General features: G+C 63.4%; 21 protein-coding genes. 12 read left to right on the top strand and 9 right to left on the bottom strand.

Features of this window, described 5'->3' with window-relative positions; genetic code table 11:
• Window positions 1-233: 233 nt before the first annotated feature.
• The 5 genes from grxD to hemA form a co-directional block, all read right to left on the bottom strand.
• A complete protein-coding gene (gene grxD / locus PHD22_RS10825; protein WP_299866311.1) occupies window positions 234-557 on the bottom strand; it encodes a Grx4 family monothiol glutaredoxin in 324 nt (107 codons plus the stop codon).
• A 72-nt stretch (window positions 558-629) separates the two neighbouring features.
• The gene (locus tag PHD22_RS10830; protein WP_299866314.1) at window positions 630-1,124 is read right to left on the bottom strand and encodes a glutathione peroxidase; all 495 of its coding nucleotides are present in this window, start codon (window positions 1,122-1,124) and stop codon (window positions 630-632) included.
• Between the two features lie 26 nt (window positions 1,125-1,150).
• Window positions 1,151-1,996: a peptide chain release factor N(5)-glutamine methyltransferase gene (prmC, locus tag PHD22_RS10835; RefSeq protein WP_299866317.1), complete on the bottom strand. Its 846-nt coding sequence runs from the start codon at window positions 1,994-1,996 to the stop codon at window positions 1,151-1,153.
• Entirely contained in the window at window positions 1,989-3,074 is a 1,086-nt protein-coding gene (prfA, locus tag PHD22_RS10840; protein WP_299866320.1) for a peptide chain release factor 1, read from the bottom strand. The genes prmC and prfA overlap by 8 nt, the downstream gene beginning before the upstream one ends.
• A 53-nt stretch (window positions 3,075-3,127) precedes the next feature.
• Complete coding sequence (gene hemA / locus PHD22_RS10845) at window positions 3,128-4,381, bottom strand: glutamyl-tRNA reductase (protein ID WP_299866321.1); 1,254 nt, start codon at window positions 4,379-4,381, stop codon at window positions 3,128-3,130.
• A 209-nt stretch (window positions 4,382-4,590) separates the two neighbouring features.
• On the opposite strand from hemA, the gene PHD22_RS10850 reads away from it, so the two are divergent.
• The 4 genes from PHD22_RS10850 to PHD22_RS10865 are packed head-to-tail and all read left to right on the top strand — an operon-like array spanning window position 4,591 to window position 10,512.
• Window positions 4,591-6,387, top strand: coding sequence for a methyl-accepting chemotaxis protein (locus PHD22_RS10850; protein WP_299866323.1), 1,797 nt, complete (start codon window positions 4,591-4,593; stop codon window positions 6,385-6,387).
• Window positions 6,388-6,423: 36 nt separating this feature from the next.
• Complete coding sequence (locus PHD22_RS10855; RefSeq protein ID WP_299866325.1) at window positions 6,424-7,071, top strand: GTPase domain-containing protein; 648 nt, start codon at window positions 6,424-6,426, stop codon at window positions 7,069-7,071.
• On the top strand, window positions 7,068-8,276 hold the full coding sequence (locus tag PHD22_RS10860) for an ATP-binding protein (RefSeq protein ID WP_299866327.1): 1,209 nt from the start codon (window positions 7,068-7,070) through the stop codon (window positions 8,274-8,276). The genes PHD22_RS10855 and PHD22_RS10860 overlap by 4 nt, the downstream gene beginning before the upstream one ends.
• Window positions 8,269-10,512 carry an ATPase, T2SS/T4P/T4SS family gene (locus PHD22_RS10865; protein ID WP_299866329.1) on the top strand — a complete coding sequence of 748 codons (2,244 nt, stop codon included), beginning with the start codon at window positions 8,269-8,271 and terminating at the stop codon, window positions 10,510-10,512. The genes PHD22_RS10860 and PHD22_RS10865 overlap by 8 nt, the downstream gene beginning before the upstream one ends.
• A 9-nt stretch (window positions 10,513-10,521) precedes the next feature.
• Here the strand turns inward: PHD22_RS10865 and PHD22_RS10870 are convergent, their stop codons facing one another.
• Window positions 10,522-10,947: a YkgJ family cysteine cluster protein gene (locus tag PHD22_RS10870; protein WP_299866333.1), complete on the bottom strand. Its 426-nt coding sequence runs from the start codon at window positions 10,945-10,947 to the stop codon at window positions 10,522-10,524.
• Window positions 10,948-11,037: 90 nt separating this feature from the next.
• On the bottom strand, window positions 11,038-12,024 hold the full coding sequence (locus PHD22_RS10875) for an FAD-dependent oxidoreductase (RefSeq protein ID WP_299866336.1): 987 nt from the start codon (window positions 12,022-12,024) through the stop codon (window positions 11,038-11,040).
• 108 nt (window positions 12,025-12,132) lie between these two features.
• Here PHD22_RS10875 and PHD22_RS10880 point away from each other — a divergent pair, with 108 nt between their 5' ends.
• From PHD22_RS10880 to PHD22_RS10890, 3 genes are read left to right on the top strand one after another with little or no spacing between them, the layout of a single operon-like run.
• Window positions 12,133-12,480 carry a hypothetical protein gene (locus PHD22_RS10880; RefSeq protein WP_299866339.1) on the top strand — a complete coding sequence of 116 codons (348 nt, stop codon included), beginning with the start codon at window positions 12,133-12,135 and terminating at the stop codon, window positions 12,478-12,480.
• Window positions 12,462-13,829 carry an AarF/ABC1/UbiB kinase family protein gene (locus PHD22_RS10885; protein WP_299866344.1) on the top strand — a complete coding sequence of 456 codons (1,368 nt, stop codon included), beginning with the start codon at window positions 12,462-12,464 and terminating at the stop codon, window positions 13,827-13,829. Before PHD22_RS10880 ends, PHD22_RS10885 begins: the two co-directional genes overlap by 19 nt.
• A 37-nt stretch (window positions 13,830-13,866) precedes the next feature.
• Complete coding sequence (locus PHD22_RS10890) at window positions 13,867-16,266, top strand: thiol-activated cytolysin family protein (RefSeq protein ID WP_299866347.1); 2,400 nt, start codon at window positions 13,867-13,869, stop codon at window positions 16,264-16,266.
• A 31-nt stretch (window positions 16,267-16,297) separates the two neighbouring features.
• Here the strand turns inward: PHD22_RS10890 and PHD22_RS10895 are convergent, their stop codons facing one another.
• The gene (locus PHD22_RS10895) at window positions 16,298-16,471 is read right to left on the bottom strand and encodes a hypothetical protein (protein WP_299866350.1); all 174 of its coding nucleotides are present in this window, start codon (window positions 16,469-16,471) and stop codon (window positions 16,298-16,300) included.
• A 55-nt stretch (window positions 16,472-16,526) separates the two neighbouring features.
• On the opposite strand from PHD22_RS10895, the gene PHD22_RS10900 reads away from it, so the two are divergent.
• From PHD22_RS10900 to PHD22_RS10915, 4 genes are all read left to right on the top strand, one after another.
• The gene (locus PHD22_RS10900) at window positions 16,527-16,961 is read left to right on the top strand and encodes an NUDIX hydrolase (RefSeq protein ID WP_299866353.1); all 435 of its coding nucleotides are present in this window, start codon (window positions 16,527-16,529) and stop codon (window positions 16,959-16,961) included.
• 14 nt (window positions 16,962-16,975) lie between these two features.
• Window positions 16,976-17,131, top strand: a complete 156-nt coding sequence (locus tag PHD22_RS10905) for a hypothetical protein (RefSeq protein ID WP_299866356.1) — start codon at window positions 16,976-16,978, stop codon at window positions 17,129-17,131.
• A 296-nt stretch (window positions 17,132-17,427) separates the two neighbouring features.
• Window positions 17,428-17,796 (top strand): helix-turn-helix transcriptional regulator, encoded by a 369-nt coding sequence (locus tag PHD22_RS10910; protein WP_299866359.1) that lies wholly within the window; start codon window positions 17,428-17,430, stop codon window positions 17,794-17,796.
• Window positions 17,793-19,007, top strand: coding sequence for a type II toxin-antitoxin system HipA family toxin (locus tag PHD22_RS10915; protein WP_299866361.1), 1,215 nt, complete (start codon window positions 17,793-17,795; stop codon window positions 19,005-19,007). Before PHD22_RS10910 ends, PHD22_RS10915 begins: the two co-directional genes overlap by 4 nt.
• A 216-nt stretch (window positions 19,008-19,223) precedes the next feature.
• Here PHD22_RS10915 and PHD22_RS10920 read toward each other — a convergent pair whose 3' ends face one another.
• Entirely contained in the window at window positions 19,224-20,378 is a 1,155-nt protein-coding gene (locus PHD22_RS10920; RefSeq protein ID WP_299866363.1) for a Fic family protein, read from the bottom strand.
• A gap of 377 nt (window positions 20,379-20,755) precedes the next feature.
• On the opposite strand from PHD22_RS10920, the gene PHD22_RS10925 reads away from it, so the two are divergent.
• A complete protein-coding gene (locus PHD22_RS10925) occupies window positions 20,756-20,863 on the top strand; it encodes a hypothetical protein (RefSeq protein ID WP_299866366.1) in 108 nt (35 codons plus the stop codon).
• Window positions 20,864-21,049: the final 186 nt, after the last annotated feature.

Raw genomic sequence — 21,049 nt, forward strand, 5'->3', positions numbered from 1 at the left:
GATTCAGCCGCGCATCACCCAGCTCGATCGTCTCAAACTCCTGCTTCGCCCAGCTCATCTGCACGCTTCCTGTGTTCGTCACTCAGGACGATAGAGTACAGGGGTGGGAGATGTGTGTAATGGGGTGCCCTGAATGGCCCCTCAGCGCCCCGGACTTGAACCGGTTCAAATCGCACAAAAAAGGGGCTGGACACGCCGTGCCCAGCCCCTGCATCCGGAAGGATCCGGGTCGTTCAGGCGACGATGCCTGCGTCCGTCAGCATCTGCTTCAGTTCGCCGGACTCGTACATCTCGCGCATGATGTCGGAACCGCCGACAAATTCGCCCTTGACGTAGAGCTGGGGAATGGTCGGCCAGTTGGCGTATTCCTTGATGCCCTGGCGAATGCCCTCGTCGGCCAGCACATCCACCGAGAAGAAGTCCTTCACACCACAGGCCTTGAGAATCTGGGCTGCGTTTGAAGAGAAGCCGCAGCGGGGGAACATGGGGGAGCCCTTCATGTACAGCACGACCGGATGGGTGGTGACTTGTTCGTGAATGATCTTTTGAACGTCCATGGTGGTCTCGTCAGTCTCGCAAAATAGTTGAGCAAATCAGTCGGAAAAGTCTAGGCTTACCGTCCTGTCCCGTCAAGGGTGTGCGGGGCCGGACAGGGCAGCACGGAGGTGGGGCTCGATCCTGGACGGCCGGGTAAAGGGGGCAAAACGCTTCAGGGGCTGCCCGTCGCGCCCAATCAGGAATTTGGTGAAGTTCCAGCGTACGGGGGCCCCCAGGATCCCGGGCAAGGCCCCGGTGAGGAAGCGGAACAACGGGTGGGCCTCCGCGCCGTTCACATCCACCTTGGCAAACATGGGAAAACTCACCCCGTAGTTCACCGCGCAGAAGGCGGCGATCTCCTCACCGTTCCCCGGCTCCTGGCCGCCGAACTGGTTGCAGGGAAACCCCAGGATCACGAAACCCTGCTCCCGATAACGCTGGTAGAGCGCCTCCAGGGCCGCGTACTGGGGGGTGAAGCCGCAGCGGCTGGCCGTGTTGACGACCAGCACCACCTGGCCTGCATAGCGGGCCAGATCCTCCTCGGCCCCCGTCAGGCGGGCGGCACGGCATGCATGGAATCCGGACATGGAGATATCTCCTGACGTGAATGATTTCAGTTGCACCGCCACTGGCCAACGCCGACCCGCTCCAGCCCCGCCAGATCCCGCACCGTCTCCACGCGCTCGAACCCCCGCTCGGCGAGCAGGCTGCGCACGGCGGGCCCCTGGTCGTAACCATGCTCCATCAGCAGCCAGCCGCCCGGCACCAGAAAATCCGGAGCCGCCATGGCAATGTGGCACAGATCATCCAGGCCGGCAGGGCCGGACGCCAGCGCCCCCGGCGGCTCGAAGCGCACGTCCCCCAGCGCCAGATGGGGGTCGCCCGCAGCGATATACGGGGGGTTGCTGACAATGAAATCGAAGAACTGGCCTGCGGGCAACGCAGCCAGCCAGTCACTCTCGATGAAAGAAACCTGCGCATCCAGGGAAACCCCATTGCTGCGGGCAAGGTCCAGCGCCGCCGGGGAGACATCCACTGCGCTCACCCGGGCGCCGGGGATTTCCAGGGCCAGGGTGACCGCCAGGGCGCCGCTGCCGGTCCCCAGGTCCAGGATGCGGGGAGCCGCAAGGCGGCAGCGCGCCTTGACCAGATCCACGATCAGCTCCGTCTCCGGGCGGGGAATCAGCACGGCCGGGGAAACCTGGAACCGGCGGCCGTAGAACTCCCGCTGTCCCAGCAGGTAGGCCATCGGCTCGCCGGCCTCCCGGCGGATCAGCCAGTCACCGAACCGGCTCGCCTGCCCGGGGGTTAGCGGCTGCTCCGGGTAGGCGGCGATGCGGGCAGCGGTACAGGCCAGGATTTCCCGCAGGAACATCCGGGCCTCCCCGGGCGGGATGCGCCCCCGGGCCACGGCGAGGGCATCTCCCACAGTCTGCGGGAGGGCGGCGGGCTCAACCATTGTCCTCGGCCAGCGCCGCCAGCAGTTCCGCCTGATGCTCGGCCACCAGGGTCGCCACCACCTCATCCAGTTCGCCCTGCATCACCGCGTCCAGCTTGTAGAGGGTCAGGTTGATCCGGTGATCGGTCAGGCGCCCCTGGGGATAGTTGTAGGTCCGGATGCGTTCGGAGCGGTCGCCACTGCCGACCAGGCTCTTGCGGGTGGCAGCCTCTTTGGCCTGCTGTTCGCGCACCTGGATGTCCTTGATCCGGGTGGCCAGCACCCGCAGGGCCGAAGCCTTGTTCTGGTGCTGGGAGCGGCCGTCCTGGCATTCGGCCACGATACCCGTAGGAAGGTGGGTGATGCGCACCGCGGAGTCAGTCTTGTTGATGTGCTGACCGCCGGCACCGGAGGCCCGGAAAGTATCGATGCGCAGGTCAGCCGGGTTGAGCTGGACGTCCTCCACCTCGTCGGCCTCGGGCATCACGGCCACCGTGCAGGCCGAGGTATGGATGCGCCCCTGGGTCTCGGTGGCGGGCACCCGCTGGACCCGATGGCCGCCGGACTCGAACTTGAGGCGGGAATAGGCCCCCTGGCCGGCCACCCGGACAATGACCTCCTTGTAACCACCGAGCTCCGCATCGCTGGCCGAGATGATCTCGACCCGCCATCCCTGGCGCTCGGCATAACGGGTATACATGCGCAGCAGGTCACCGGCAAAGAGGGCCGCCTCGTCACCGCCGGTGCCGGCGCGGATCTCGAGGAAGAGGTTACGCTCGTCGTTGGGGTCCCGGGGCAGCATGGCCGTCTGCAGCTGCTCCTCGATCCGCACCTGGGCCGCCTGGGCCGCCTCCAGTTCCGCGACGGCCAGCTCCCTCATCTCCGGGTCCGCCAGCAGCTCCCGGGAGGTGGCCTCGTCCTCAAGCGCCCGGCACCAGCCCCGGTAGAGCTCGACCACCGGTGTGATCTCGGCATGTTCCCGGGTCAGTTTCCGGTAATTGTCCATGTCGCTGGCCATTTCGCCGGTCGCCAGCAGGCGATCCAGTTCCTGGAGGCGCTCGGCCAGATTGTCCAGCTTGTCACGGATACGCTGTTTCATGGGTTTGAGGCCCGCCGGTGCGGGCAGACGAAGGGGACCACCGCCAAAACAGGCTAGTGGTCCTTGTGAAGATGGAAAAGACGCTGAACCAGCTCGGCACAATCACCCCGCTGCTCACCCTCCGCATCATTGAGAAAACGGGTGGGGGCATGCATCAGCTTATTGGTCAGGCCATGGCTCAGTGCTTCGAGCACCTTGTGGGGATCGTCCCCCCGGGCCAGCAGCCTGAGGGCCTTGTCCAGCTCGGCCTGGCGCAGGAGATCCGCGTGCTCGCGCAGGGCGCGGATGGTGGGCACCGTATCCCGGCTGTCGAGCCAGTGGATGAAACCATCCACCCGCTGATCAATGATGCCTTCAGCCTCGACCACTGCCGCCTGACGGGATTCAAGACCCGACTCCACCACCTGGGCCAGATCATCAACGGTGTACAGGAAGACATCGTCCAGCTCGGCAACTTCCGCCTCAATGTCCCTGGGCACGGCCAGATCCACCATCACCATCGGGCGATGGCGGCGGGCCTTGAGGGCGCGCTCCACCATGCCCAGGCCGATGATGGGCAGCGGACTCCCGGTGCACGACACCACGATGTCGTAGGACGCCAGAACATCCCCAACCTGGTCCAGGCGGATCGCCTCGCCGCCGAAGCGCTCCGCCAGGGCCTCGGCCCGGGCAGACGTGCGGTTGGCGATGGTCAGATGCTTTGGCTGTTCACCGCCGAAATGCGCAGCACACAGCTCGATCATTTCCCCCGCACCCACGAACAGCACCCGCTGGTCGGACAGACTTTCAAAGATGCGCCCGGACAGATGCACGGCCGCCGCCGCCATGGAGACGATGTTCGCGCCGATCGCCGTGGTGGATCGGACTTCCTTGGCCACCGAGAACGTCCGCTGGAACAGCTTGTGCATCGTCGCCCCCAGCGTACCGGCCTCCTCGGCCTGGCGTACCGCATCCTTCATCTGACCCAGGATCTGGGGCTCCCCCAGCACCATCGAGTCCAGCCCACTGGCCACCCGGAACACATGGCGCACCGCGTCCCGCTGGGGATAGGTATACAGATAGGGAGAGATGTCGCGGAGGGGAATGTGGTGGTACTCGGCAAACCAGTCAGCCGCATGCTGGGGCTGCTGGGTTGCAAAATACAGCTCGGTACGGTTGCAGGTGGACAGGATCGCCGCTTCACGGACCGGCTTGACCTTGACCAGGTGGGCCAGAGCCTCCGCCAGACGCTCGGGACGGAACGCAACCTGCTCGCGGATGGCGAGGGGCGCGGTATGGTAATTCAGTCCGAGGGCAAAAAGCTGCATGCGTGACGCCGGGGAAGACGGGCGAAATTTTTCAGGGAGCGATTATATCACCCCCCTTTTTCGGGGGCTCGTGACCTCCACCAGGTCTTTGGCGGGCAGCCCGGACCGGTCGACCGGACGGGCATCTTCAAGTCGCCCCCGTAGCGGCCGTTAGTCTGGATTACGGCCGTGCTCCGGGCGTACCCCACATTCACACAAGAGAAAACATCATGGGATTCCTTGGCAAATTGTTCGGCCGCCCCGGCCAGGCTTCTGGTAACACAGCAGAAATCCGGGTCAGCGCGACCGAACTGGCAGAATTGCGGGGGCAGATCCAGGCCATCGACACCTCCCTCGCGGTCATGGAGTTTGCCCTTGATGGCACCATCCTCACCGCCAATAACAACTTCCTTCAGGCCCTGGGCTACCGCCTTGACGAGATTCAGGGCAAGCACCACCGACTCTTCATGCCTCCGGCAGAGGCTGCCAGCACCGCCTACCAGGATTTCTGGCAAACCCTGGGGTACGGCACCCACCATGCCGGTCAGTACCGGCGGATCGGAAAAAACGGCCGGGAAATCTGGATCCAGGCCACCTACAACCCGATCTGCGACCCTCAAGGGCGCCCCTTCAAGGTGATCAAGTACGCTACCAACATCACCGCGGTAAAATTGCGCAGCGCCGACTTTGAAAGCCAGCTGGCCGCCATCGACAAGGTTCAGGCGATCATCCAGTTTGAGCTGGACGGCACCGTCGTCCACGCCAACCCGAACTTTCTGGCCAGCCTCGGTTACTCACTGGAAGAGATCACCGGTCGCCATCACGCGATGTTTCTCCCTCCGGGGGAAGCAAACAGTCCGGAGTACGCCGGCTTCTGGGACAAGCTCAGCCGGGGCGAGGCCCAGAACGGCCGCTTTCGCCGGCTGGGCAAGGACGGGCGGGAGGTCTGGATCCAGGCCAGCTACATCCCCATCCCGGATCTGAGCGGAAAGCCTTTCAAGGTCGTCAAGTACGCCACGGACGTCACCCTTCAGGTACGGGAAGCCCAAGCCCTGCACTCCACCGTCGAAGAGACCCTGCGGGTCGTCAACGCCGCCGTCCAGGGCGACCTGGGAAGCCAGATCCGCAAGGATGACAAGGAAGGCCTCCTGGCCGATCTGGCGGAAGGCATCAACGCCCTGCTCACGACCATGGCCACCCTGGTGGGCCAGATCAAGACGGCCTCCGATGAGGTCCTGATCGGCGCCCGGGAAATCGCCAAGGGCAATGCGGACCTGTCCGCCCGTACCGAAGAGCAGGCCGCCAGCCTGGAGGAAACCGCCAGCTCCATGGACCAGCTCAACTCCACCGTGCAACAGAATGCAGAGAATGCCGCCCAGGCCAACGCCCTGGCCTTGCGCTCCAACGACAACGTACAGCGGGGCAGCGAGGTCGTCCGGCAGGTCATCACGACCATGCACGACATCCAGGAGCGCTCCCGCAAGATCGGCGACATCATCGGCGTGATCGACTCCATCTCCTTCCAGACCAACATCCTGGCCCTCAACGCCGCCGTCGAGGCCGCCCGGGCGGGCGAACAGGGCCGGGGGTTTGCCGTTGTGGCCACGGAAGTGCGCAACCTGGCCCAGCGCTCGGCCCGGGCCGCCCAGGAGGTCAAGGAACTGATCAGCGCCTCCCTCAGCGCGGTCGAAGCAGGCGCAGTTCAGGTCAGCGAGGCCGGCCAGACCATGGACGAAGTGGTGCGCAGCTTTCATGAGGTGGCCGCGCTGGTGACCGGCATTTCGGGCGCCAGCCGGGAACAGGCCCAGGGGATCGAGCAGATCACCGTTGCCGTCACCCAGATGGACGAGGTCACCCAACAGAATGCCGCGCTGGTGGAAGAAGCTGCGGCTGCGGCAGAATCCCTCGAAGAGCAGGCGCGCAATCTGGTCCAGGCTGTCGCCCGCTTCCGCCTGGAGCCCCCAACAGGCAAACCCCGGCTGTTCGCCATTCCCCCCCTGAAACCTGGGGCGAGGATGGCACCATGATCCTCGATCAGCTCCTTCCGCCGGAAAACTGAGACCATGCCCGAAGAAAGCCCTGGCAGCCTCACCTTCAAGCTGGTCTATTACGGCCCCGCCCAGAGCGGCAAGACCACCAACCTGTTGCGTCTCCATGACCAGCTCTCCCCCGAACTCAAGGGTGAGGTGATGACCATGGAGACCAAGGATGACCGCACCCTGTTCTTCGATCTGCTTCCCCTCGGCTTCCGGGCCCCTTCCGGGCTGCTGATCAAGCTACGTCTGTTCACCGTGCCCGGCCAGGTGGCCCATGACGGAACCCGCAAGGCCGTCCTCTCCCGGGCCGATGGCGTGGTGTTCGTGGCCGATTCGGCCCGCAACCAGGAGGTCAATAACGGGGAAGCCTTCCAGAGCATGGCCGACAATTGTCATCGGGTTGGCCTGGATTTCGAACACCTGCCCCTGGTCGTCCAGTTCAACAAGCGGGATCTGCCCAATGCGGTCCCGGAAACGGAGATCCGGGACCGCTGGGCGAACGCCCCGTGGCCCCTGTGTTTCGCGTGTGCCCTTCAGGGGAAAGCCGTGACGGAAACCTTCGAGACCCTGCTGCGCCTGCTCTACCGTCATCATGCCCTTCCGCTGGCACTGGCCACCACGCATGGGATCAGCGAGGAGGCTTTCGTGACCGGCCTGCTGGGGCGCTCATCATGAGCGTCACCGACTTCGACAAGGAATGGCAGCTCGGAGAGTTGCTCGACGCAGCCGCTCTGGCCCGCATGGGACCACCCCTGGCTGAACTGCTGGAAGGCGATGCGGCGATCCTGGACCGGGATGGCAGCCCATTGTGGGGCACCCTGATACCGGGAGCCCGTCGGGAAGCCCTGACCCTGGAGATCGAACCCGCCGGCTACCTGGTGAGCAGCAGTGCGTCCCCCAGGCATCTGCAGGCGGCTGCCCGCTTGTTCATGGGGCTGCTGCGGGCAGAGGCACGCTACCGGGCGGCTTCTGCCCTGCATCTGGAGGCCGTGACCCAGGACTTTGAAACCCTGAAGCTGGAGCATGCCCGCCTGCTGGCCTCCGAAGCGCGCTACCGCAAGCTGTCCGAAGAGCTTGAAGAACGGGTGGCTGTCCAGGTGACCACGCTGAAACAGCGGCAGGAGCAACTCTACCAGGCAGAAAAACTGGCATCCGTGGGCCAACTCGCCGCGGGCATGGCCCACGAAATCAACAATCCTTTAGGTTTCGTGCGCAGCAACCTGGGAACCCTGCGCCTGTATCTGGACAAATTTGCGGCGCTCCGCCCCCAGCTGGCCGACGCCCAGACCGCCTGGCAAACCCTGGACCTGGATTACGTCCTGGAGGACAGCCCCGATCTGCTGAGGGACTGTGATGGTGGTCTGGAACGGATCGCCCGCATCGTTGCCGACCTGAAGAGCTTTTCCCATGTGGACCGACCCGAAAAGGCGCTGGCCGATCTCAACACCTGCCTGAAGCACGCGGTGAGCGTGATCGAGGCCTCCCTGCCACCGGGGGTGGAGCTGATCACCGACCTGAACCCCCTGCCCTGCCAGCAGTGCAACCCGGGTCACCTGAATCAGGTCTTCTACAGCCTCATCCGCAATGGCATTCAGGCCATACAGGACAGCGGGCACCCGGGGAAAGTCACGATCCGCAGCTGCGCCACCCCGGAAGACATCCGGATCCTCCTCCACGACAACGGGATCGGTATGACCGCGGAGCAGCTCGCCCGCGCCTTCGAACCTTTCTACACCACCCGCGCCGTAGGCAACGGCACCGGCCTGGGCCTCTCCACAGCCCGCAACATCATCCTGGCCCACGGCGGACAGATCACCCTGAAAAGCCTGCCAGGGCAGGGCACCACCGTCTACCTCCGCTTCCCCCACGGCCATGACTGATTACAAGAGCCTGTTCACCGGCGCCACGAATGCGCCCCAGGCCCCTGCCAGTCATCTGACGCCCCCCCGCTACCGACTTTTGCTGGTGGATGACGAGGTCGGCATCGTGCGGGCCCTCGGCCGGGTCTTCCGCCAGGAAAACTACGAGATCCTGAGCGCCGGCAGCGCTGAGGAAGGACTCGCACGACTGGCCGAAGGAGCGGTCAATCTGGTCATCAGCGACTTCATGATGCCGGGCATGAACGGCGCCCAGTTTTTACGGGAAGTGAAGCTGCGCTCCCCGGACACCATCCGCATCATGCTCACCGGTCACGCCAACACCGACGCGGTGATGGGGGCCATCAACGAAGGCGCCGTTTACAAGTTCATCCTCAAACCCTGGAACGACGACGACCTGCGGGTCACCGTGGCCCTCGCCCTGGAGCAGTTCGACCTGATCGCCCGCAACCGGGCGCTCAAGACCGAGAATGATAAAAAATCCAAGGAGATCAAAGCCCTCTCCAAGCTGGCAGCCACTCACCGGAGCCGGCTGGGCATCATGCTGCACAAGAAGAACCTGCTCTCGGCCATCCAGCTGCAGGAGCTGACCCTGCAGCAGGAGCGGCGCAAAGAGCCCTTCATCGCCCTGCTGCTGGAAAAGGACTGGATCGAGGAGCGCCGGATCCGGAACCTGCTGACCAAGGAGCTGCTGATCGAGGAAGTGCAGCTGGCAGAATTCCATATCGATCCGGCCGTGGCCGAACTGATCCCGCGAAGCTTCTGTACCCGACAGCTGGTGGTTCCCCTCAAGCTGCAGGGCAAGCATCTGATGCTGGCCATGGCCGACCCGCTGGACGAAGGCCTGATCGACGAAGTGCGCTTCACCGCCGGGCTGGAGCTGCAGGTGGTCACGGCAGACGCCGCCGCCATCCGCCGGAAACTCGACGAGCTCTACGGCAATGGTGAGGTGGACTTCAAGGAACTGGAGACGCTGGTCTCCTCCCCCGATCCCTACGAGGGGATCGAGATCGTCATCGAAGAGGACGACGCCACCGGCCTGGAAGAACTCCTTCGCGACACCGAAGCTCCGCCGGCCATCCGCCTGGCCAATGCCATCATCCTGGAAGCCATCCGCCTGGGCGCTTCCGACATCCACATCCAGCCCCGCACCAAGAGCGTCGTGGTGCGCTACCGGATCGATGGCGTACTCATCGACAAGATCCACATCCCCCACCAGCTCCACCAGTCCCTGGTGTCACGCCTGAAGATCATGTCCGAGCTCGACATCTCCGAACGGCGCAAGCCTCAGGACGGACGCATCACCGTCAAGACCCCCCTGCGGATGGTGGACCTGCGCATCTCCACGCTCCCCACCATCAACGGGGAAAAGGTGGTGATGCGGATCCTCGATCGCAACTCAGCGGTACACAGCCTGGCCCGGCTCGGTTTTTCGGTACAGGACCTGCCCCGGGTGACCGACATGGTGGCCAAGCCCCAGGGCATCATCCTCGCCACCGGCCCCACCGGCAGCGGCAAGACCACCACCCTGTACTCCCTGCTCCAGCACGACGCCACCCCCGACAAGAACTACGTCACCATCGAAGACCCGGTGGAGTACTACATGGACATGGCCGGCCAGGTGCTGGTCCGGGAAAAGATCGGCCTGACCTTTCCCTCCGTGCTGCGCGCCCTGCTGCGGCAGGATCCGGACGTGATCCTGCTCGGGGAGATCCGCGACTTCGAGACCGCGGAAGTGGCCTTCCATGCAGCCCTCACCGGACACCTGGTGTATTCCACGCTGCACACCAACTCCGCGGTGGCCACCATTGCGCGCCTGTTTGACCTGGGCCTCAAGCCCTACGTGGTGGCCAGCGCCCTGGAAGGCATCATTGCCCAGCGCCTGGTGCGCCAGATCTGCCCGGAGTGCCGCACGGAAGCCACCATCGACCCCGCCTTGCAGCGCCGGCTGGGCAGCGCCTTTTCAGACGTCGCGCAGGTCTGGAAAGGGCAAGGCTGCACTGCCTGCCACGACACCGGCTACAAGGGCCGCGTCGCCCTGTACGAAGTTCTGAACCTCGACGACGATCTGCGCGACTGCATCGGCAGTGGCGCCAGTGTTCTGGAAATCCGCCGCCGGGTGCGGGACAAGGGGTTTGGCAGCATCGGGCTGCATGGCCTCGAGAAGGTCCGGGCCGGGGTGACGACCATGGAAGAGATCCTGCGCGTCCTCGGGCCCATGACGGGCGGCGAGGGCTGAACAGAACGCTCACGGAACGCCTTGCCCACCCGCACCCCGGCCACGTGGGCCATAGGGGCAGAAGCCTGGCCTGGGCCCCACCTGAGGATGCCGGCGACAGGTCTCGGGACGGCGCTCGTACACCGTACATCGCCGGGTCAAGGGATCCAGCAGATGGCAGTCGCCGCTGGCCCGGCGGGCCAAGGTGAAAATACCCTGCTTGAAATTGAAGTGGCCGATCTGCCCTGTCTTCGTCAGACGCCGGGCAATCTGCTTGGGAGCTTCATGCTCGGCCTCAAAGGGATCCACCCATTCGAGGCGGACCAGGTCTGCCACCCGGACTTCCACCGGCATGGTGCAGCAATGGGCCGCACAGTCGGCACACAGGCCGTTGCGGTAGCGAGTCCAGGTGGTCAGTCGATCCACATCCACCTGAAACGAGTCGTTCCTTGACATCTGCAGGCATCCTGATGAAACCCGCCTCATCTCAGGCCGGGCCTGTGTGATGGTACCCGAGGAGCTGCCCTCAGCACAGCGGCCCAGGCATCATGAGAATGAAGCGGCCACCCTCCGGGCCAGCGCACGGCCGCCGAGCCAGGCCCCCTCAACCTTCCCGCCGTTCAGCCAGTCCCCACACATGCCGAGACGCGTGCTGTCATCCCACGCACACTCATCCTCAAGGGCCGGCAAAGAATCCGCGTAACGCCAGCGGTGAGCGGTCCACGCAACCGGGGCCGCCCCACCCAGTGCGGAGAAAGCCGCCAGCAGCGCTTCCGCCACCTGCTCGGACGAATCCTCCATGTGGGCTTCGCTCCATTCAGCTGTGGCATGCAGCAACCAGGTCTCCATCCGTTCGCGCCCGGGCTTGCTGCAGTCGCGAGCGATCCAGCGCAACGGGCCATCGTTAACGAAAGCCGCATCAAAAGGCAGGCTCAGAGGTGTGGCGTAGCGGAGCATCAGCGCCCAGCTTCCGCGCATGACCACCTGGGCGGCCATGGCCGCCAGTCGATCCGAAACGGGCTGGAGCAGAGGCACGGCCTGGGGGGCCGGCACAGCGAGGATGACCGCGTCAAAGCGCGCCACACTTTCTCCTGCATTGAGGGTGTCAAGACACCAGCTCACGCCGTCCCGACGCAGCCCGACGACCGGGGACTCCAGGCGCAGGTCGAGCCCATCGGCCAGATGACGTGCCGGGGCGGTCATGCGCGGCACACCGACGAAGCGCTCAAGACCGGCATCCGGCTGATGCGCTCCAGACCCTCCCATCACCGCCAGACGCGGCTGCCACACGGCGGCAACGCCGGCAGCCTGCCAGCGCGCCACCTCGGCGCGAAACCCCGGATCACGTGCGGTAAAGTATTGAGCCCCGTGATCGCACTGCCAGCCCTCCCCGCGACGCGTGCTCATGCGCCCGGCGACCCCACGGCTCTTGTCAAATACAAGCACCTCCAGACCCAGCTTGCGCAGCTCAACTGCACAGGACAAACCAGCAATACCACCGCCAACAACCGCAACAAAAGGCTTATTTTTCATGTTTTGTCCTGGACAAATTAATTGCAGATTGTAATATCAAACAAGCCTGAAAAGCATTCTCCGGCGACCATTCCGGTCCATGGGAATCCTTCAGCAAGGAGGCATGTCATGTCACGGCTGTTCACAAAGCTGCCCGGCTTCACCCGCACCCCGCCCGGGCTCGAGCGGAATGTATTGCGTGCGCTGCCCCGTCTGTTCTGGCTCGGCAGCCTGTTACTGTGCGCCCCCTCGCTGCTGGTACGGCTGTGGCTGGTACTGCAGCCAGACCTTGCACCGGGCACCCAGGTCACCACAACCGATATCTATGTCATCAGCCTGGTGATTCTTCACTGGACGGTGTTGTTCACCGTCGCCATCGCCGCCTTCATCTGCATGGTCATGAAAGGCCCGGCCTACGTGGCCGATGCCTATCCGCTCAAGGAGGACAAGGACGACGCATGGCAGCCGGACCGTTGAAACCGAAGAGCACGCCGTTTGCAATCCCGACCGGCCGCCTGTCACGGCTGGCCCGCCTGGGCTCGCTGGCGTCAGGCGTGGCCGGCGGCATGCTGGCTGAAGGTGCCAGGCAGCTGGCGCAGGGCCGCAGGCCAAAGGTATCCGACCTGCTGCTGACTCCGGCCAACGCCCGACGCGTGGCCGAAGAGCTGGCCCAGTTGCGCGGGGCGGCCATGAAGGTCGGTCAGCTGCTGTCGATGGATGCCGGTGACCTGCTCCCACCCGAACTCCGCGACATCCTCTCCCGGCTGCGTTCCGATGCCCGGTCGATGCCCATGAGCCAGCTGGTTGCGGTGCTGAATGCGCACTGGGGCCAGGGCTGGGAACAGCAGTTCCAGCAGTTTTCCTTCACCCCGATGGCAGCCGCCTCGATCGGCCAGGTGCATGCCGCGCGGGACCTGGACGGACGCCGTCTCGCCATCAAGGTACAGTACCCCGGCATACGCCAGAGCATTTCGAGCGATGTGGACAACGTTGCCAGCCTGCTGCGGCTCTCGGGTCTGCTGCCAAAAACCCTCGACATCCAGCCCCTGCTTGACGAAGCCAAGCGCCAGCTCCACGCAGAAGCCGACTACCGCATCGAAGCCGCTCATCTGACCCGCTTCCGCGCCCTGCTGGCAGACCACACAGACTTTTTGCTGCCCGAAGTCCAGGAACCGCTCACCAACGCCCAGATCCTGGTCATGAGCCATGTGGAAGGCGAACCGGTGGAAGCCCTGGCGCACGCATCACAGGCGGAGCGCGACCGGGTTGCCAGCCTGCTCTTCGAACTGCTGTTTCGCGAGCTCTTCGAATTCCACCTCGTGCAGACTGACCCCAATTTCGCCAATTACCGCTACGACCTTGCAAGCCGGCGCCTGATCCTGCTCGACTTTGGTGCCACCCGAACCTACGCCCCCGCAACGGTGAGCGCCTACCGTCAGCTGATGGAATCCGCTGCCCGTGGAGAGCGGGCGGGGATCGCCGAAGCAGCCGAAGCCATTGGTTACTTTCAGGCCGGCATCCGCGCAGACCACCACCGGGCTGTCCTCGACATTTTCGAAGTGGCCTGCGAACCCCTGCGCCAGGCCGGCCCCTACGATTTTGGCCGCTCCAACCTGGCCACCCGCATCCGCGACGCCGGCCTGATCCTTGGCATGGACCGGGATTTCTGGCACACCCCCCCTGCCGACGCCCTGTTCCTGCACCGGAAGCTTGGCGGGCTCTATCTGCTGGCCGCCACGCTGGGTGCCCGGGTGGACGTGGGCGCCCTGCTCCACAAGCAGCTTGAACATGCCCTGAATGCATACAAGGTGTCGGTGCTATCCTGACGGCTCCATCAGCAAGGGCAGCAACGAGGAGCGAGCTATGAAGCGTCTCTTTTCCTGTGTCAGACCACCCTGGCGCGTATCGGTCACCATGGTGGCCACAGCCCTTTTGCTCGGACTGAGCGCCTGTGGCGACAATGGTTCGTCCACCCCAGCTCGCGCATACGACACGGTCGTCAAGGCCGCATGGGGCGAGGCTGAATTGCACCAGCAAGGTGACCACGAAGGCGGGGTGATCCCGGTCTGGGGCAGTGGCACGCTGGTGTTCCAGCTGGAACCGCATGGCCACCCCGAAAGCGATGAAGACACCGAGGAGTCCGGCGCGGATCGCGCGTTCTTCGACGTGATGGAGGAGGAACAGGTCACCATGGCGCTGGACGCCGCCGATCTGGCGCATATCGCCGCACTGCGAATCACCAACAGTGCCGGCGAGGTGCTGCTGGACCTGCAGGGCGATCAGCCCTCGGGCAGCGCGAAGCTCCTGCCTGGTCGCTACTCACTCACGGTACAGGCAGCCGCAAACCTGACCTCGCCCGTCCCGGTCTTCATCCATCTCGGCGCCGCGGCACAACCCCCGGCCCAGAACCCGGCAGCCAACTTGCGCACCCTGATGAGTGCAACGGCCATGGCCCTGACGGGTACGGCAGATGATCTGGTCAAGAGCGGATCGTGCCGTGCCTGTGACCTGACTGACGCCAACCTGTCAGGCGCCTCCCTCAGGATGGCCGATCTCACCGGCGCCAAGCTGGTGCATGCCAATCTCAGCCGCGCCGATCTGACGGGCGCCTTTCTGACCGCTGCCGACCTGACCGCTGCCGACCTTCGGGGGGCCATCCTGACAGACGTTGACTGGCGTGACGCAATCCGCACCCACCTGATCGTTGACAGCGGCAGCTACAACACGCTGGCACCCTACCTACAGCATCTGCGGGATGCTTACCCCGCCAAGCTGCCCACGAGCAAGGGCCAGAACGGCGCCATTGGCGCAGCGCAGACAGTCTGCAGCGCCGGCAACACCACCACCGCCTGCCCCGGCAACAAAGGCCACAGCAACGGCATCCAGATGTGCACGACGCAAAACATGGGCGCTTCGGATATCAAGGCGCTGGAGGGCATGTCACTGTTCATGCAGCGTCCGGAGATCTTTCCTGGCGCCATGCTGCAAGGGCAGGAGTTGGGCGGCAGCAATTACAAACTGGTCACCATTCCACGGTCTGGCGGACGCTTCCAGGTCGATGGGCTGACGCTTCGGTCGAGTGCCTACAGCGATCTGGCCGGAGACTTCGACAAGGCCACGGTGGACGACCTCGTCAAGCAGGTCATCGGTGCAGACGCGAACGTGCTGGGGACAAACGCCGACTCCAGTCTTTCCACATACGAGGCTTACTCGGAGCGGCAGGTGGCCTACAAGCTGAATCTCAGCGCAGGCGCTTACGGCGTCGAGGTTTCCGCGCTGCTGAACTCCAACCAGAGCAGTGCCCGCAACACGATCGTTGCCAAGTTCACACAGACCTTCTACACCGTGAACTACACCCCGCCACGGGCCAGCGAGATTTACAACACCTACCGGGCCACCCGCTTCTTCCGCGACGGAGACCTCTTTGCCGACCCGGACAACCAGATTGGCACCGACAACGCGCCGCTGTACGTCTCGCAGGTCAAATACGGCCGCCAGGTCTTGTTTGCCTTGACCTCGGAAAAATCTGTTCAAGAACTCGAAGCTGCCTTCAAGGCCGCCTACAAGGGCGCCGTGGAGGCCGGCGGCGAGGCATCCTCTGAGTTCAAGAACATCCTGAACAGCTCCGAGATCACCTACATCGTGATCGGGGGCGATGCGGGTGCCGCCGTCAAGCCGCTGAGTGCAGCAGCAGGCGACAACATGTATGCCAAGCTGATGAACTACCTGGGCCAGGCCAAGACCGCCCGTTACAGTGCAGCCAACCCGGGAGCCCCCATCGCCTACACGCTGAAGTACGTCGATTCCGAAGAGATTGCCAAAATGGCCTACTCGGTCGTTTACGACGAAAAAAAATGCAGCACGCTCAACCCCCAGCAGTACGAGATGACCATCGCGATGGACGACATCGACGACGACATCTCCCTGTATGTGGTGCCCGACAACGCCGACGTCACCAACGACAACCAGCTCACCGCCGCCAACCGCATCCTGTTCTGGACAGGCCGCAGCCACACCATTCCCCTGAATGGATACCTGAGCCCCGGCAACTCGACGGTGGTGGCACGGCTTGGCAATGGCGGCTGCGGCGCTTCGTCGATCAAGATGAGCGTGAACGCCGACCAGCAGCCCCGCTTCAGACGGAAGTACGAAACCGGGCTGTCGCACTGCAGCTACCAGTTCCGCCTCGCTTTTCGGGTGGACAAAGACAAGGGCGAGGTGATGCCGATTTATTCCGACAACAGCGGGCTCAAAGACTGGTAAAGCCCGGGATGCAGACCCTGTCACGCTCCTGCTACACCCGCAGCAGGAGCGCACCACTCTTGGCACGAGTCTGCGCTACGTACAACAACCGGCGCCGGCCTGCGATCTCCTCGGCCAACCCCAGGTAAGCATCCGGTGCCACCACGATGACCGTCAAACCCTTCTCGCTGTAGCACACCAAACAGAAGGCGGGCTGCTGCGCCACTTGCGGGACAGCTCGCTGAGCCAATCCGGGCAAAAAGACCGCACCCTGGAAAGCGATGAAGACATGCAAATGGAGCTGGGATGCCGGCCACGCAGTGGTGATCCCTGACGGCCCCATGCCCCCGGCGCTTGGTGGCATCCCCTTTACCCACTGGCGCGATATGCCGCGGAGCGCTACCGACTGGGAAGCCCTCGCGGATATCCACCGGATTGCGGAACCCACCTTCACACGGCCCAAGGGCAAGAAAGCCGCCGCTGGCGTGGCGGTGCTGGAATCAGACGGGCGCATCTGGTTGGTCGCGCCCAGCAACGCCTTCGGGGGCTATCCGGTCACATTCCCGAAAGGAACCCAAGAGGCAGGCATGAGCCTGCAGGCCACTGCCCTGCGCGAGACCTTCGAAGAAACCGGGCTGGCGATGGCGCTGACCCACAAGAACGATCAACCCATCCTGCAGGCGCTGGCAGCATTGGCAGGCTCTACACCTCCTTGAAGGAGAATCAAGGCATGTGGACCTGTTTGTCGGACAGCGTTCGGTCCATCGTCGGCAAGGATGACCCGAGCGGCCAGACCCTGCTGGTGCGTGCGCGCAGCAAGGACGATCGGGTCCGGGGTCTCGAGAACCTTACCGCCGCCAGCTTCGTCAGACTCCGGAGAACGTAACCCCGGCGTAACCCCAACCAAAACAGCACGTCGCCTACCCGATGGACGAGGGCCTCCACCTAGGAGCGTGCCGGCGACATCGTCTTCCCGCATGGTTCGAATCTGATGGGCCCGCGACTTGGCCGAGTACCCGGAGCAGCTCCAGGCTGTGGATGCCGGTGTGGCTCACACGCATCCAGGCGCTGACCGGCTGTGTCGAGGTTAATCTGGCAGCACCCCTGTCTAATGGCGGCCCCTCCCCAGCATCGACATAACATAAAATTTACTTTTTTATATTTTTTAGCTACTTTTACGTTATGTCAAAGCCTTCTTTAGCCCTGAGCTCCTTACCGCCGGAAGTCTTGCTCTCCCTGCAGACCCTTGGGGAGAGACTGGCCGTGGCACGGCTTCGGCGCAAAGAGTCCCAGCGACAGTGGGCAGCGCGCCTTGGGGTCTCCATTCCCACGCTGATTCGCCTGGAGAAAGGGGACCCATCCGTCAGCATGGGGGTGTATGCCTCCGCCTTGTGGCTGCTTGGCTTGGCGGACGGGCTCGGTGAGTTGGCTGAACCTGGGAAAGATGTTCGGGCCCTCGAATCCGATGTCCGCCAGGCCAGCCGGCTGCGGGCCCGCAGAACGCGTACGGCAGCTGCGGCGAGCCGTGACAAGCAAGGCGATGCGCCATGAGCGCACCTGTCATGCCAGACACACTCTACCTGTGGTATCTCGGGGCCCCCGAGGCCCCCGTGCCGGTGGGCGAACTCAATCTCGCCATGAGTCGCCGCGCGGTTTCACTCCGCTACGCGGAGACTTGGCTCAAATACGGCTTCGCGCTGAGCGAAGACCTGCCCTTGAGCGACCAGGAGTTTTTCCCGAAGGACAAAGACCTCGCGGCCGGAGCCGTGGACGATGCGCGACCAGACCGTTGGGGGGAGCGCGTTATCCGCTTGCTCGACCGCCCGCCACGGCTCTCGCTCCTGGAGTATCTCTACTACGCGGGCGACGACCGCTTCGGCGCACTGGGCGTGTCATCTTCCGCGCAAACCTACCTGCCCCGGGAGATCGGCCCCCTGCCCAAGCTGGGGGACGTCGAAACGATTGCCGAAATCGTTCGGCGGGTGCTGGCCCAGGAGCCCATTGATGAACGCCACAAACGGCTGATAGCCCCGGGGGTCACCATGGGGGGAGCCCGTCCGAAAGCCTTGTTGCAACTCGATGGCGAGGAGTGGGTGCTCAAGTTTACCGAGGAGGACCGCCCCGCGGAACCCTTGATTGAACATGCCTCCCTGACGCTTGCGGCGAAAGCAGGGATTGCGGTGGCGGAAACCCGTCCCATACCGTTTGCCCGAGGCGTTGCGCTGGCTATCAAGCGTTTCGATCGCAAAGGAGGGCGACGGCTTCATGCGCTGTCCGCCAACGTGGCCTTGAAAGCCGCGGGCGTCGAGATGTCGTACCCAAACCTGGCTCAGCTCCTGCGTCGCCGGGGAGATGTCGAGACCCATCGCTCCCAGATGCATGAGCTGTTCCGGCGCATGGTGTTCAACATCCTCATCGACAACACGGACGACCACGAAAAAAACCATGTACTACTGGTCAGCCAGGCCCAACAGTACGCGCTCGCACCCGCTTTCGATGTGTTACCGATGGGGCAGTCCTTGGGCTACCAGGCGATGACGGTGGGAACGCAAGGGGCAGAATCCACCCTCGAGAACGCGCTCTCCGCCGCCGGGCAATACTGGCTGACGCCTCAGGCCGCCAAGGCTGAAATTCATCGAGTAGTGGAAGCCGTGAATGCATGGCGCGAGCACTTCCTGGCCGCTGGCGTGCCAGCCCCATCAGTCGAAGAACTCGCCCAGCACATTGACCGTCCGTTCCTGCTACACCAACGCTCGGGATAGCACTTCACCACTGAGCTGCCCCCCGAATTTCGTCTTCCCATCGCGAAGGAGCTGCTGTGAAATATGCCTGGATCGACACGCAGCGCATCGAGCGTCTGATGCGCGAGAACGGCATCCGCACTGAACGCTCACGCACTTCCGGGGCGTATTTCCTTGTCTTCTTCATGGCTCCATCATCTCAAGAGTGGGAGCCTCCGCGAAAACCGGGGCGATTCACTATGCCCGAGCCAGGCGATCAGGGATGAAGCCCTCGTCGGTCAGCGCCTTGATCACCCCTCGGATCAAGTAGTTGTTCGCGAAGCCAGCGGTATATTTCCGCGCCCCTTCATGGATAGGCTGCAGCATCTTCTGATCCACGAGCTTCCGAATCTGGTAAGTGCGCTGACTTGCCTTCAGATCGGGCATCACTTTCGCCAAATCACCTGCCTTGCAAGTTCCTGCAGCAATCGCTTGAGCAAGGATTGCGGACTCACCCGGAGTGATCAACTGACGATCTTTGGCGAAATCCAACGCTGGTAGCAGGACGTGGCGCTGCAGATAGGTAAAGTCAGTCAGCCGGTCGATCTTCTTCATCTCTTCAAGTACCCCCGAAAGGACGTACTCGCACCATTCCTCCAGACCGGCCGGCGTGCCAAGATCCGCAAGAGCGAGCATGGAGTAGTAGCGTTCCCTGTCGCTGCAGAATACTGCTGTGGGGTTGAGCAGACGACCACCGGCCTGGACGTTGAAGCCATACTTGATCAGCAGCGCATAGGTCAGGAGCCGAACAACCCGACCGTTGCCGTTCCCGAAGGGGTGAATCCATCCAAACCGATGATGCGCAAGCGCCACCTTCATCAGGTCGTACTTGCGCGGGTGATCACTGTTGATGAACGAGATCAGTTCGGCCATGTAGCCGGGCACAAGAACCGCCTCAGGTGGAAGATGCTCCGATTGCGCGATGCGAACCTGTCCAGCCCGGTACGCGCCCGGGTTCTGATCACCTTCCCTCTCCAGGCTCCGCACTGTCAGCACATGCAGCTCGCGAATGAAGTGTTCTGTGAGGGGATCACCGGGGACCACGCTGCTCTCGATGTAGTCCATCGCCTCTTCAATGTTGGCGACTTCCCTCAGTTGATCAGACTCGTTGACATGCCCTGTAACCCTGCTCTCAACGTAGTCAGCCAGGGTCGTATGGTTACCCTCAATGCGAGCAGACCCCAGGCTCTCCAGCATGTGGAAGATCGACTTGAGCTGGAAGAAGATCGGCGGAGGGGTATCCCCACCCAACTTCAAACGCCTCAAGTGCTCCAGTTCGGTCAGGACATCAACCAGCGGCGAGTCGAACGCAGGGTTGAGAAGATCGAGATCGTGGTGAACAAATTTAGGCATGGCTCCAACTATCTTTAAAACCGGCCGTTACACATCTCAAAAAATCGCGAAAAATTAACGCCTATACAATGCGTTACTACGGCGTTAAAAACAAGACAACTTGAACAACACTAAACAACATGTTGAAAACAGCGAGCAAACATGTTGAAAACCGTTCAGACCAAGACCTCAAGCGACCACGAAGCCGCGTAGCCAGAGGGCTTACCCCACCACCCACAGCCCCGGCGCCTGGCCCTCGCCCGGCTGCTCGATACCAGCCTGTTCGAGAGTCCAGCCCTCGATTTTTTCGTGATGCACGCGCAGAAGGTCGAGCGGGCGTCGGATGTAGTTCTGCTCCCGTACGCCTTGGGGTGACGCAGCCGCGTATCTCCGAGCTGATGCGGGGGAAAATTGGCTTGTTTTCGCTGGATGCACTGATGGACATGGCCGCTACCGCCGGCTTGCATCCACACATCGTCATTGAACGCGAGCTCGTCGCCGCCTGACCGAGCAGTACGCCGCGCCTAGGTCGGCCAACCGAAAACGGGGAGTCCATCGCCCCGCTTGTCAGACGACACATTAAATTGACCCCCTGGCGACAGGAAGAATTGACCCCCTGAACGCACACCAGGAGGCGTCATGAAGGAAGCAAGAGAGCAGCATCCGGGCCTGCGAGTCAGCAGGAGAGAGCG

Source organism: Zoogloea sp., assembly GCF_028693495.1.
GTDB lineage: Bacteria > Pseudomonadota > Gammaproteobacteria > Burkholderiales > Rhodocyclaceae > Zoogloea.

Bases quoted from the DNA above. Each gene is read 5' to 3' on its own strand.
- grxD (WP_299866311.1), bottom strand. From the start codon at position 557: ATGGACGTTCAAAAGATCATTCACGAACAAGTCACCACCCATCCGGTC.
- PHD22_RS10830 (WP_299866314.1), bottom strand. From the start codon at position 1,124: ATGTCCGGATTCCATGCATGCCGTGCCGCCCGCCTGACGGGGGCCGAG.
- prmC (WP_299866317.1), bottom strand. From the start codon at position 1,996: ATGGTTGAGCCCGCCGCCCTCCCGCAGACTGTGGGAGATGCCCTCGCC.
- prfA (WP_299866320.1), bottom strand. From the start codon at position 3,074: ATGAAACAGCGTATCCGTGACAAGCTGGACAATCTGGCCGAGCGCCTC.
- hemA (WP_299866321.1), bottom strand. From the start codon at position 4,381: ATGCAGCTTTTTGCCCTCGGACTGAATTACCATACCGCGCCCCTCGCC.
- PHD22_RS10850 (WP_299866323.1), top strand. From the start codon at position 4,591: ATGGGATTCCTTGGCAAATTGTTCGGCCGCCCCGGCCAGGCTTCTGGT.
- PHD22_RS10855 (WP_299866325.1), top strand. From the start codon at position 6,424: ATGCCCGAAGAAAGCCCTGGCAGCCTCACCTTCAAGCTGGTCTATTAC.
- PHD22_RS10860 (WP_299866327.1), top strand. From the start codon at position 7,068: ATGAGCGTCACCGACTTCGACAAGGAATGGCAGCTCGGAGAGTTGCTC.
- PHD22_RS10865 (WP_299866329.1), top strand. From the start codon at position 8,269: ATGACTGATTACAAGAGCCTGTTCACCGGCGCCACGAATGCGCCCCAG.
- PHD22_RS10870 (WP_299866333.1), bottom strand. From the start codon at position 10,947: ATGTCAAGGAACGACTCGTTTCAGGTGGATGTGGATCGACTGACCACC.
- PHD22_RS10875 (WP_299866336.1), bottom strand. From the start codon at position 12,024: ATGAAAAATAAGCCTTTTGTTGCGGTTGTTGGCGGTGGTATTGCTGGT.
- PHD22_RS10880 (WP_299866339.1), top strand. From the start codon at position 12,133: ATGTCACGGCTGTTCACAAAGCTGCCCGGCTTCACCCGCACCCCGCCC.
- PHD22_RS10885 (WP_299866344.1), top strand. From the start codon at position 12,462: ATGGCAGCCGGACCGTTGAAACCGAAGAGCACGCCGTTTGCAATCCCG.
- PHD22_RS10890 (WP_299866347.1), top strand. From the start codon at position 13,867: ATGAAGCGTCTCTTTTCCTGTGTCAGACCACCCTGGCGCGTATCGGTC.
- PHD22_RS10900 (WP_299866353.1), top strand. From the start codon at position 16,527: ATGAAGACATGCAAATGGAGCTGGGATGCCGGCCACGCAGTGGTGATC.
- PHD22_RS10905 (WP_299866356.1), top strand. From the start codon at position 16,976: ATGTGGACCTGTTTGTCGGACAGCGTTCGGTCCATCGTCGGCAAGGAT.
- PHD22_RS10910 (WP_299866359.1), top strand. From the start codon at position 17,428: ATGTCAAAGCCTTCTTTAGCCCTGAGCTCCTTACCGCCGGAAGTCTTG.
- PHD22_RS10915 (WP_299866361.1), top strand. From the start codon at position 17,793: ATGAGCGCACCTGTCATGCCAGACACACTCTACCTGTGGTATCTCGGG.
- PHD22_RS10920 (WP_299866363.1), bottom strand. From the start codon at position 20,378: ATGCCTAAATTTGTTCACCACGATCTCGATCTTCTCAACCCTGCGTTC.
- PHD22_RS10925 (WP_299866366.1), top strand. From the start codon at position 20,756: ATGCGGGGGAAAATTGGCTTGTTTTCGCTGGATGCACTGATGGACATG.